The sequence below is a fragment of the Halomicrobium sp. HM KBTZ05 genome (assembly GCF_041530035.1).
Classification (GTDB): Archaea; Halobacteriota; Halobacteria; order Halobacteriales; family Haloarculaceae; genus Halomicrobium.
On record NZ_CP168057.1, the window covers coordinates 1,289,975 to 1,301,282 of the forward strand.

Sequence of the window (11,308 nt, forward strand, 5' to 3'; positions counted from 1 at the left end):
GCGTCATAGGTTTGTGCATGGTACGCACCGGGGACCGCCTGCCAATCGATTCCGTCCCCGGTGGGACGACGCTGCTGTGCGTCGGCCCGCCGATGGCGGGCAAGCGACGACTCGCACTCAGACTCCTCGCCGACGGGGCCACCGACGACGATACGACCGTGCTCGTCTCGACGGACAGCAGCACGGCCGCCCTGCGCGCCGAGTACGAGAGCGCGCTGGACGGCGTGTCACCGGCGGTCGGCATCGTCGACTCGGCCGGCGACGCCTACGGCGAGACGGCGGACAACGAGTGGACCCGCCACGTGTCGATGCCGGCGGAGCTTGGCAACGTCGGGAGTGCCGTCCTGGACCTCCTCGACACGCTCGGCGAGGGCCGGGACGGCAGCGTCGATCGAATCGGCGTCCTCTCGCTGACGACGCTGGCGCTCAACGCCGACGTCGATCAGACGATCCGGTTCGTCCACTCGCTGTCACGGCTAGTCGAGGAGCGATCGGGGTTCGCCGTGCTGACGGCACACGAGAACTCGTTCAGCAAGACGGACCTGGGCCAGGTCGAGGCGCTGGTCGACGGCGTCGTCTACACCAGGGAGGGCACCGACGGTCTCGAAGTCCGCATCGAGGGCCTCGACGGCGGACAACAGTGGTCGTCCGTCCCCATCTCGACCGCGCCCCGGAGCGAACTCGGCGTTCCCCAGCCGGCGACGCCGGCCTCCGGCACCTCCGAACCGACCGGCGCGACGACGGACCTGGCGTTCGACTCGCTGGCGGAACTGATCGCACAGGTCGACAGCGACCGGCCGACGCTGACCGTCTGCAACCGTGAGAGCCCGGACGACCGGCTCGAAACCGTCCGGGAGTTCTTCGAGGATCTCGACATCGACGTTCGCGAGACGGAGCTGGCGGCCGAGAACCCCAGAGACGTGGCGCTCTTGCATCGCGGCCCGGTCCAGATGGCGTCGTCGCCGCTCTCACAGCTGGCAAGCGGTGTCGAGACCGCCAACGCGGACGACGATCCGTTCGCGACCCGCCGCGGTCCGGACGTGCTTGAAGCGCTCCACGAGCGGGTCTTCGGCGCGCGCGGCGTCGAGAAGCAGTTCCTGATCGACGCCAGCACGGCCATCGAGATGACGGCCTGGCAGACCGGCGGCGGCCAGTTGCTCGCGGGCTTCCAGCACCTCTCGCGCTACTGGGAGAGCCAGCGATCGCGGCGGGTGATGCACCGGATCGCCGACGCGGGCGTCGACGTACACATCTACGGCGTCCCAGACGTCGTGCCGACCGTCGACCGCCCGAACGTGACGGTCCATCCCGACTCCTCGACCGAGATCGAAGAGTCGTGGTTCGTCACGTACGACGGGGACGGCCGCACGGACCGGACGGGCACGCTCGTCGTCCGCGAGACCGATCCGGAGGTCTACGAGGGGTTCTGGACATACGAGCCCTCGATCTCCCGGGACGTGTTTCGCTACCTGCGTGACACCTACGGCGTCCTCGAAGAGACCGGACAGCAGGCACCGTCGTAGACGGCCGCGGTCGGCGTCACTCCTCGTCTGAGAGCCGCTGGCTCGCCTGTCGGAACAGCCCTCGCAACGTCGTCGTCTCGCGGCCAGTCGGGTGTGCGCGGCCGATCAGTCGCTGGAACAGCCGCCGCGTCTTCGCTCGTTTCTCCTCGGGGTGGTCGATCGCGTCGAGGAAGCCGGCGAACTGCTCGTGGAGTCCCTCGATCTCCGGCTGGGCGGCCCGGTCGTGGGTCGGGTCCGGAAGCTGGGTGTCCTCGACGGTCAGTGACCGCAGCTCGTAGAGGACGATCGTCGCCGCCTGCCCGAGGTTGAGCACGGGGTACTCCTCGCTGGCGGGGATCGAACAGACCTGATCGAGGCGTTCGATCTCGTCGTTGGTGAGCCCGACCCGCTCGCGGCCGAACACGATCGCGGTGTCGGCGTCGAGGCCAGCCAGGTCGTCGGCGAGGTCTCGGGGCGTCACGAAGGGGTACCGGACGTGCTTGCTCCCGTCTTCGTTCGTGATCGCGGTACAGCCGACGGTGTGGTACTCGCTGACGAGTTCGTCGAACGAGATCTCTCGGGCCTCGGGGAGAATGTCCTCGCGGGCCTGTCCGGCGTAGCCGTAGGCCTCGCTCTCGCGGGGGAGGTCGGGCGGATCGACCAGCAGTAGCTCGTCGAGGCCGAAGTTCTTCATCGAGCGAGCGATCGTCCCGACGTTGCCCGGCGTCTCGGCGTCGACGACGGCGACAGCGACCGAACTCATACGTCGAGGTCGTCTAGGTCGATGTCGAGCGCGTCCAGGTCCTCGTCGTCGATGCGCTCGATCTCCTCTTCGATGCCGGGCAGTTCCTCGTGGGGGTCCGGCGTCTCGGGGACGCCCTCGGGATCCTCGTCGACGTGTTCGACGCCCGCGTACCCCTCCGGGGCGCGGCCGCCGTCGGCGAACCAGCCGTGGAACGCGTCTTGCAGGTCTCGGGTCCCGATCAGCTCCTCGTCGGCGACCTCGCGGAACCAGTAGACGAAGTCGGTCTCGTGGTCGCGACAGAGGATCACCTCGCCGCGAGGTTCGCCGTAGATCACCTCGGCCGGCGAGCACTGCTGGGGGTCGTCCTGTCCGTACCGGAGCCAGCAGGCGTCACAGGGGTCCGAGAGTCGTTCTGTCAGCCGCAGCACGCGCGCCTTCGTGTCCTCGTCCATCGTCCCGAGCGGTCTGACGCGGCCGTCGTCGTCGAAGACTTCGTCCTCGTCGAAGCGCCAACCTCGGAGTCCGATGTTGACCTTGCCCATGTAGAGCGTTCGCCGGGCGCGGATAAAAGCGGCGCGATGCCGACTGTCGTCGGCACAGTGCTTATTCTGACCGAACCCCAAATCAGACGCATGGACCCGTTCTGGGTCGGACTGGCGCTTCTCGCTGGACTGGTCGCCGTCGTGCTGTGGCGGCGGCGAGCCAGCAGACAGCCCCAGCGCGGCGGTCGCCCGGTGTTGCCGGCGCAGTATTCGAGCCTGCTCCAGGCCGACCACTCGCGATATCCCGGGCTGTGTTCGTCCTGTGGGACCGAGAACACGGCCGGGTACGACTTCTGCCGGGAGTGTGGCCAACGACTGCCCGGTGGGACCCGGGCACGGACGGACGTGGACGTATCGGACATCTTCGGTGAGTAACGGGGCTCCAGCGACCGATCGGCGAGCGAGCCGGGGGTGTGAACGGACCGCCGCAAGCGGGCCGTTTTTGCGTGGTGAAGCCTCAGTTGGGCTATGCAGAACGTCGACGCCGCCGGACTCGGGATCGGTGACGACTACCCTACCCGGATCATGGGTGTGCTCAACGTCAGCCGGGAGTCGCCGTACGACCCCAGCGTGTTCGACGACCACGACGAAGCGGCCGCCTACGTCGACGAGGAACTCGTCGGCGAGGGCGCGGACATCGTAGACGTGGGCCTGGAGTCGGCCAACAAGCGCTTCGACGTGCTCTCGGCCGAGCAGGAACTCGACCGGCTCGACACGGCCATTCAGACCATGGAGTCGGTCAGCCGCGACGCGATCTTCTCGATCGAGACGCGCTATCACGAGGTCGCCGAGGCGGCCATCGAGGCGGGTTTCGACATGGTCAACGACATCTGTGGCTTCGCCGACCCGGAGATGCCACGGATCTGCCGGGAGTACGACGTCGCGGTCGGCAAGATGGCCAGTCCGCCGGACCTCGAACGACCGGGAGCCGTCGAGGAGACCGACTGGGCGGCGCGCAAGTCCTCGTCGTGGGCCCAGCAGGCCGACTACGTCGATCAGGTGTACGAGGCCCTGCGGCAAAACGGGCTGACGGACAAGACGATCGTCGACCCCGCCTTCGGCGGCTGGTCCGAGGCGAAGACGCTCGCGAACGATCGCGAGACGTTCCGGCGGCTGCGGGAGTTTCGAGCACTGGATCGGCCGATTCTGGTCTCGATCAACCGCAAGAACTTCCTGCGATCGCTCGCCGATCGCTCCACCGAGGACGCGCTGCCGGTGTCGCTGGCCGCCACATCGATGGCGATCGACCGCGGCGCACACGTCGTCCGGACCCACGACGTCGCCGAGACGCTGGACGCCGCCCGCATCGGCGACGCGTTCGCCGACTCGCCCCTGCGTGAGGCGTCGCTCGGCGTCGAGGAACTGGACGTGACGAACGGCATGGAGGTCGCCCGACACGTCGAGGCAGTCGACGCCGACTTCGACCCCGAGGACGGGACGACGAGGGCCTTCCGGATCACCGGCCTCGACCCCACCGGCCGCGAGTCGCTGGCAGCGGCCGCCGCCGACACGAACGTCCGAATCGCCGATGGGTCTTCTGTGGTGGTCTTTGGCACACCACGTTCGCTGACCCGTCTCGCGGCGACGCTGGACGACAGCGGACGGGTCGGCGACGTAATGGAGTGGATAGCAAACGACGTATAGTAAGAGAAAACTTATACCCAATGCCCCAGAAAGGACGGATGAAGGCCGAAAGGGCACCCGGGTAGGGGTACACGGTCGTGCCATTTCGGCTCAAACTACGGTTTATCCTGACACAAACTCGATAGCAGTAGCTATGGACTACCACCACTGGAACCCGGTCTACGAGGCGATACTGTCGGACTTTGGCTACCCGCGGGCTGGCGACGAGCGGGCCAGGGACCGACTGGCGACGCTGCTGGCTGGAGCCACGACCCTCGACCCCGACTCGATCGACCTGGCGGGGCAGACGGTCGCCGTCGCTGGCGGTGGGCCGTCGCTGGACGACGACATCGACCGCGCGGTCGACGCCGACGCGGTCGTCGCGGCGTCGACGGCAGCGGATCGACTCCTGGCGACGGGCGTCGCAGTCGACTGCGTGGTCACGGATCTGGACAAACACGCCGAGACAGTCGTCCGGCTCACGAACGGCGGGACGCCGGTCGCGATCCACGCCCACGGAGACAACCTCGGACTCGTCGAGTCGACGGTGCCCGAATGCGACCCGGCGGCGGTCCTCCCGACGACCCAGGCCGCTCCCGCCGACGGCGTGGAGAACTTCGGTGGCTTCACCGACGGCGACCGGGCGGCGTTCCTGGCCGATCACCTCGGTGCGGCCACGCTCGTCTTCCCCGGCTGGTCGTTCGACGACCCGTCGGTCACCGCCGAGAAGCGCCGCAAGCTCGACTGGGCCGAGCGGCTGCTCTACTGGCTCGAACGACGCCGCGGCGAACGCTTCGACGTGCTCGACGGGCGTCGCGGCGGCATCGACACGTCGGCCTTGCCGGTCGAGTAACGCGAGTGCCACTCGGCGCTGTTCGGCGGTGTGGGTCGATCCGGATAGTCGCCCCCCGTTTCGGGAGGCTACCACAGCAGGCCGGCGTCCTTGACGTGGCGGTGCAACGCCGTTCGGTTCTCGAAGTGCTGGTCGCACACCGCACAGTGCGGTCGATCGTTCGTCCGCTGCATGGTCGAGGCGTCGTCCCCGAGCCCGATCAATTAGGTGCCAGTGCAGAGAGGGTCGCGTCGATCTGCTCGGGATCTGCGGCTCGCGGGAACGAGACCGAGACGGCGTCGACGCCGTCGATATCCGCGAAGCTCGCGAACCGCTCGCGACACTGCTCGGGCGTACCGGCCGCCGCCAGCGCGTCGAGCAGGTCGTCGTCGATCGCGGCCATGGCCGCCTCGTGGTCGCCGCCGGCCCACTCCTGTGCGATCTCGTGGGCGGTGTCTTCGTACCCCTGGCGGGCCAGTGCGTCCCGGTAGAAGGTGCCCATGCCGCCGACGTAGAACGCGATGTGCTGGCGGGTCAGCCGACGGGCCTCCGCGCCGTCGTCGAGCGCACAGCAGGGCAGCGACAGCGTCACGCGCTGTTCGCTGCGGTCGCGGTCCCCGAGGTCGCCGCCGCGCTCGAAGTCTTCGAGACGGTCCTGGAGTCCTTCTTTCGTCGTCATCAGCGCGTGCCAGCCGTCGCCAAAGCGGCCGGCGAGTTCGACGGACTTGGGACCCAGCCCACCGGCGTCGATGCCGGGGACGGGCTCCGGTGGCTCACAGCGAAGCCGGAACCCCGACAGCTGGAAGATGTCGCCGTCGTAGTCGACTGTCTCCCCCGCGAGGACGGACTTGACGATGTCGATCGTCTCGCGGGTGTAGCGCAGCGGCCGTTCGAAGTCGACGCCGTGCCACCCCTCGATGACCATCGGGCCGGAGGGACCGAGCCCGATCCGCAGTCGACCGTCAGAGACCTCTTGCAGCGTCGCGGCGGTCTGGCCGATCAAGGCCGGACTCCGCGAGTAGACGTTCATGATGGAGGTCCCGATTCCGACCGACTCCGTCTCGCGGGCGATACAGGTCAGCGTCGTGACCGCGTCTCGCCCCCACGTCTCGGGGAGCCAGACGCGGTCGTACCCCAGCGATTCGGCGCGCTGGCTCATCTCGACTAGGGTGTCGACGCTGGGCTGTGCTGCGACGGGCAGGAACACGTCTCGTTTCATAGTTCTGGGTTCTCCTCGATGTCCGGAACACCGCGTGGCGTGATCGTCTCACCGGTCAGGAACGACGCGCCCTCGCTGGCCAGGAACTGGACCACGTCGGCGATCTCGTCGCTGGTACCGACGTTGCGGTCCGGGTCCTCGCGGTCGACGTCGTCGGCCTCGATCCCCATCTGGGAGGTCAGCCCCGGAGTGGCGACGTAGCCCGGCGCGACGCAGTTGACGCGGACGCCGTCGCCGGCCCACTCGTAGCCGAGGGTCTTGGTGAGGTTGATGATCGCGGCCTTGGCCGCGGCGTAGTGGCTCATGTACGGCGCGCCGTCCTGGCCGGCGACGCTGGCGACGTTGACGACGCTCCCGCCGCCTTCTGCCAGCTCGTCTGCGGCGGCTTGCGTGCAGTTGTACGTCCCCGTGAGGTTCACGTCGACGACTGACTCCCAGCCGTTGGGCGAGATGTCGGTAAACGACGACATGAACGACGCGCCCGCGTTGTTGACGAGCACGTCGAGACCGCCGAACTCGTCGACGGCAGCCGCGACGAGCGCCGACACCGCGTCTTCGTCGCGTACGTCACAGGCGACGCCGACGGCGTCCCCCGGATGGGCCTCGCCGATCTCGTCGGCGGCCGTCGTGATCTCGGACTCGTCTCGCGAACAGATCGCCACGTCGACCCCGTCGGCGGCGAACGCCTCCGCCGTCGCGCGGCCGATTCCGCGTGAGGCACCCGTGACGATGGCCACGTCGCCGTCGACATTGAACTGGTCTGGCATACACCCACAGAGGACCGCTCGCCTGATAAATCCGGGTAGAGAACACGATCGACAACGGAGCGGCCGTGGTTTCATCGTCCTGGCTCGCAGGGCGTGAATACGACGTTCCGTCCCACATTTATACGACCGGACGACGTAGCCGTGGGTATGGTTGGCATAACCTACGAAGACTTCCTCGACCTGTCCTACGACCCGGCCGACTCCGATCTCGTCTGCGAGTTCTACGTCGAACCCGCCGCCGATCAGGACGCGGAGTCGGCGGCCAGTCGGGTCGCCAGCGAGTCCTCCAACGGCACCTGGGCGGAACTCCAGGTCGAAGGGGGCGTCACCGACCTCTCGGCGACGGCCTGTGCCGTCGAACCGGCCACAGCGGCCGATCGGGACGGCTACCGTGTGACCGTCGCCTACCCCGACGCGCTGTTCGAGGGCGGGAACATGCCCCAGATCCTCTCCTGTATCGCCGGCAACATCCTCGGGATGAAAGCCGTCGACCGGATCCGCCTGCTGGACTGTGCGTGGCCCGAGCCGCTGGCGACGAGCTTCGCGGGCCCGCAGTTCGGGACCAGCGTCCGCTCGGAGATCTTCGACGCCGACGACCGGCCGATCACCGCGACGGTCCCGAAGCCGAAGGTCGGGCTCTCGACGGACCAGCACGCCCAGATCGGCTACGAGGCCTGGACCGGCGGGCTCGACCTCCTGAAAGACGACGAGAACCTCACCGACCAGGCGTTCAACCCCTTCGAGGACCGACTCACCGAGAGTCTTGCCCAGCGCGATCGCGCCGAAGACGAGACCGGCGAGAAAAAGAGCTACCTGCTCAACGTCACCGCTGGCGGCACCGAGATGCTCGAACGGGTCGATCTGGCCGCCGAACACGGCTGTGAGTACGTCATGGTCGACGTCGTCACCTGCGGGTGGGCGGCCGTCCAGCAGGTCCGCGAACGCTGTGAGCGCCACGGGCTGGCGATCCACGCCCACCGCGCGATGCACGCGGCCTTCGATCGCCTCCCGTCCCACGGGGTCTCCATGCGGGTGCTCGCTCAGATCGCACGCCTCTGTGGTGTCGACCAGATCCACACCGGCACCGCGGACCTGGGCAAGCTCGCGAACGAGGACACCGTCGGGATCAACGAGTGGCTCACGGGCGACCTGTACGGGCTCGACGACGTGTTACCGATGGCCTCCGGGGGACTGCATCCCGGCCTCGTTCCAGAACTGGTCGATCGCTGTGGGACGAACATCGGGATCCAGGCGGGCGGCGGCGTCCACGGCCACCCCGACGGAACCCACGCGGGTGCGAAAGCCCTCCGTGCGGCCGTCGAAGCCGCTGCCGAGGGCCGATCGATCGAGGCCGCCGCCGACGAGCCCGCGCTGGCGACGGCCCTCGACAAGTGGGGCACCGAGACGCCCCGGTAGCCGGGACGAGAAAACTACCAGATTTTTGCCGACCCCCGTCCTACGGGTGGTCGTGTCGACTCCCGTCACCGACATCGAAGCCGTTCTGGAGGAGTCCGGGCCGGACTACACCGACTTTTCCTTCGAGCGACCGGGCAGTGGCCACCAGAGCGACGTGTACATGGTGACGCTCGAACACGCCGGCCAGGAGTACGAGGTCGTCGTGAAGTTCGAACCCGACGACATGGAGTCGTTCGCCGTCGAGCCCACGCTCCACGACTACGTCTCGGAGCGAACGACGCTGCCGGTGCCGGATATTCTCGTGTTCGAACAGGACCCCGAAGCCGCCGTCCCGCCGTACTTCGTGACGGCGCGCCTCGAAGGAGACAATCTCGCGGAGAGCTACGCCGGCCTCTCGACGGCCGACCACGAGCGCGTCCTGAGACAGGTCGGCCGCATGCTCGGCGATCTCCACTCCGAGATCGCGTTCGAGGCGTTTGGCTGGCTGGACCTCTGGAACGACCGGATCATCGTCCGGGACCTGACCGCCAGCTGGCGTGCGTACTTCGAGCAACTGACGACGGCTCACCTGGACGGCCTCGCGGACACGCCGTTCGCGGACCTGCGCGAGCGGGCCGAGCGCAACCTGGAGCCGGCCCTCTCGCTCGTCCCGGAAGAGGGCGTCCCGCGGCTGGTCCACGACGACTTCCGGCCGGCGAACCTCCTGTTCGATCCGACGCTTGACGACCCGATCACCGCCGTGCTCGACTGGCAGGACGTCCTCGCCGCGCTCCCGGAGTACCACCTCGCCCAGACGGAGTTTCTCTTCGTCGACTCGTCGTTCCAGGACGAGAGCGTCCGCGAGCGTCTCCGGACCGCCCTCTACGAGGGGTACAACAGCGAGCGTCCGTTCGCCTTCGACGAGGAGTACGTCCGGAAACGCCCGATCTACCAGCTCTCGACGCTGCTGTGGCGGATGGGCGGATTCGAGGGATCGTTCGCCGAGGAGTCCGGCCTCGCGCGGGCACGCGCCGAGGCCCAGTACCGCCAGGAGTTCGAGCGCCTCGTCGAGACGCTCCCGCGGCCCTGACTCATACTGCCGGCTGTCACTTCGTGAGGATCTTCGCCACCCCGGGGTGGCGAAATCAGTCACAGACGTACAGCCGGTCGTATCACTCCTCCGGCCCGATGTCGAGCAGCGCCTCCACGTCGCGCCACTCCGCGTGGAGCCTGGCCCCGGTGGTTCTGGCGGCCAGTGCGCCACAGGCGTTGCCCACCGCTAGCGCGTACTCGTCGCTACCGGACTGGCTGGCGGCGAGAAACCCCGCGGCGAACGCGTCGCCAGCGCCCGTCGTGTCGACCGGATCGACGGCGAATCCGGGGTGGCTGATCGTCTCGTCGTCGGTCCGGACCTCGGCCCCGCCCGCGCCGTGCTTGACCACGACGCGGTCGACGCCGGACAGCAGCCCGGCGTCGGCGGCGATGTCTGCCTCGCGCTGATTGAGAAAGACGAGATCGACCTCGGCCAGCACCGGCTCGTACTCGCGCTCGGCCAGTCGCCGTCCGGGATCGAAGCTCACCGCACAGCCCGCCTCGGCCGCCCGCTGTGCGAGTGCGACGGCGGTCGCCGGCCGCTGGCTGGTCAGGTGGAGCCGATCGCTCGCGTCGAGGGTCCCCGGTTCGAGGTCGTCGGCCGTGAACGCCTCGTTCGCGCCGTCGTTGCCAAGCACCATCACCTCGCCGTCCTCGTCGACGACGAGGTACTTCACCGCGGTCGCGTCGTCGGCCTCGACCAGCACCGTCTCGACGCCCGCCCGATCGAGTTCACGCGCCGCGAGCCAGCCGTGTTCGTCGGCCCCGATGCTCCCCAGCAGCGTCGTCTCAACGTCGAGCCCCGCCAGCAGGACCGCGACGTTCGACGCGCTGCCGCCCCCGGACTGACACTGGTCGACGATCCGGGCCTCGCCGTCCGGCTCGGGGAGCCCATCGACCTGCAGCGTTACGTCCCAGTTGACGTGGCCGGCACAGAGCACGCGCGACATTACGACACCGTCCGTCGGGCGTGAATAAGTACCTCGGGGGAACGGTCCCGCGCCGGTGGCCCCCGCGACCGCGCACATCGCCGGCTGTCCGCCCCCGTGGCACTTCGCCAGCCCGGAGCGCGTCTCATACTGCCGGCGACGGCCACCACCGGACCACCCGCGTGGCGTCGCTGCATGCATCTCACCGGACGCAGGGCAGTCGCAAGTCGACAATTCGGGAAAGTAGCTGTTCAGATGACAGGAGATTATTTCGCCCGGACACGAGTGGTTCGTTGTGAGCGTTCCCCCCTCCAAGCTGGTCGGCGTTCTCTTTACCCTGACAGGCACACTGAGAGCCATCAACGGGGTTTTCGTCGGGGGCACCGCATCGGCACCCGAAGTCGGCGTCGACGTACTGATCATCGTTACCGGAGTTGTTGTGTTGTTTCAATCCACCCGGAATCCGCCGTTCAGTGAGTACAGTACCGGCATCTACGTCGTCGTCTCGCTCGTTGCAGCGGTCGTCCTGACATCGCTGCAAATACTCCTACACATGATTTGAACGCCGGAAAAAGAAAACGCGAGACGATAGCAGTCGGTGATTCGGCGTGTTGTCGAGCATTCTATATGATGGTTGGGTTATAAAATAGTATATACAAATA

Annotated in this window: 12 protein-coding genes; 7 read left to right on the top strand and 5 right to left on the bottom strand. The window is 67.8% G+C overall.

Translation table 11 applies throughout. The annotated features are described in order from the left end of the window. The first annotated feature begins 17 nt into the window (after window positions 1–17). Window positions 18–1,523: a DICT sensory domain-containing protein gene (locus tag ACAH01_RS06700; RefSeq protein WP_170094776.1), complete on the top strand. Its 1,506-nt coding sequence runs from the start codon at window positions 18–20 to the stop codon at window positions 1,521–1,523. A 16-nt stretch (window positions 1,524–1,539) separates the two neighbouring features. On the opposite strand, the gene ACAH01_RS06705 is transcribed toward ACAH01_RS06700, so the two are convergent. Together ACAH01_RS06705 and ACAH01_RS06710 are read right to left on the bottom strand one after the other, a co-directional pair. Next, window positions 1,540–2,265 (bottom strand): RNA methyltransferase, encoded by a 726-nt coding sequence (locus ACAH01_RS06705; RefSeq protein WP_208626332.1) that lies wholly within the window; start codon window positions 2,263–2,265, stop codon window positions 1,540–1,542. After that, window positions 2,262–2,789 carry a hypothetical protein gene (locus ACAH01_RS06710; RefSeq protein ID WP_170094772.1) on the bottom strand — a complete coding sequence of 176 codons (528 nt, stop codon included), beginning with the start codon at window positions 2,787–2,789 and terminating at the stop codon, window positions 2,262–2,264. Before ACAH01_RS06710 ends, ACAH01_RS06705 begins: the two co-directional genes overlap by 4 nt. Window positions 2,790–2,879: 90 nt before the next feature. Here ACAH01_RS06710 and ACAH01_RS06715 point away from each other — a divergent pair, with 90 nt between their 5' ends. The 3 genes from ACAH01_RS06715 (at window position 2,880) to ACAH01_RS06725 (ending at window position 5,265) form a co-directional block, all read left to right on the top strand. Beyond that, window positions 2,880–3,164 carry a zinc-ribbon domain-containing protein gene (locus ACAH01_RS06715; RefSeq protein ID WP_372480643.1) on the top strand — a complete coding sequence of 95 codons (285 nt, stop codon included), beginning with the start codon at window positions 2,880–2,882 and terminating at the stop codon, window positions 3,162–3,164. 93 nt (window positions 3,165–3,257) lie between these two features. Next, window positions 3,258–4,433, top strand: coding sequence for a dihydropteroate synthase (folP, locus tag ACAH01_RS06720; protein ID WP_372480644.1), 1,176 nt, complete (start codon window positions 3,258–3,260; stop codon window positions 4,431–4,433). 133 nt (window positions 4,434–4,566) lie between these two features. After that, complete coding sequence (locus tag ACAH01_RS06725) at window positions 4,567–5,265, top strand: 6-hydroxymethylpterin diphosphokinase MptE-like protein (protein ID WP_372480645.1); 699 nt, start codon at window positions 4,567–4,569, stop codon at window positions 5,263–5,265. Between the two features lie 199 nt (window positions 5,266–5,464). On the opposite strand, the gene ACAH01_RS06730 is transcribed toward ACAH01_RS06725, so the two are convergent. Both ACAH01_RS06730 and ACAH01_RS06735 read right to left on the bottom strand, forming a co-directional pair. Further along, on the bottom strand, window positions 5,465–6,463 hold the full coding sequence (locus tag ACAH01_RS06730; protein WP_372480646.1) for a TIGR04024 family LLM class F420-dependent oxidoreductase: 999 nt from the start codon (window positions 6,461–6,463) through the stop codon (window positions 5,465–5,467). After that, complete coding sequence (locus ACAH01_RS06735; protein WP_372480647.1) at window positions 6,460–7,230, bottom strand: SDR family NAD(P)-dependent oxidoreductase; 771 nt, start codon at window positions 7,228–7,230, stop codon at window positions 6,460–6,462. The genes ACAH01_RS06730 and ACAH01_RS06735 overlap by 4 nt, the downstream gene beginning before the upstream one ends. 147 nt (window positions 7,231–7,377) lie before the next feature. On the opposite strand from ACAH01_RS06735, the gene rbcL reads away from it, so the two are divergent. Next, window positions 7,378–8,646: a type III ribulose-bisphosphate carboxylase gene (rbcL, locus tag ACAH01_RS06740; protein WP_372480648.1), complete on the top strand. Its 1,269-nt coding sequence runs from the start codon at window positions 7,378–7,380 to the stop codon at window positions 8,644–8,646. A gap of 52 nt (window positions 8,647–8,698) precedes the next feature. Next, window positions 8,699–9,715: a phosphotransferase family protein gene (locus ACAH01_RS06745; RefSeq protein WP_372480649.1), complete on the top strand. Its 1,017-nt coding sequence runs from the start codon at window positions 8,699–8,701 to the stop codon at window positions 9,713–9,715. 82 nt (window positions 9,716–9,797) lie between these two features. On the opposite strand, the gene ACAH01_RS06750 is transcribed toward ACAH01_RS06745, so the two are convergent. Beyond that, window positions 9,798–10,667: a carbohydrate kinase family protein gene (locus ACAH01_RS06750; RefSeq protein ID WP_372480650.1), complete on the bottom strand. Its 870-nt coding sequence runs from the start codon at window positions 10,665–10,667 to the stop codon at window positions 9,798–9,800. A 274-nt stretch (window positions 10,668–10,941) separates the two neighbouring features. Between ACAH01_RS06750 and ACAH01_RS06755 the strand changes: the two genes are divergently transcribed. Beyond that, the gene (locus ACAH01_RS06755) at window positions 10,942–11,208 is read left to right on the top strand and encodes a hypothetical protein (protein ID WP_372480651.1); all 267 of its coding nucleotides are present in this window, start codon (window positions 10,942–10,944) and stop codon (window positions 11,206–11,208) included. Window positions 11,209–11,308 lie beyond the last annotated feature (100 nt).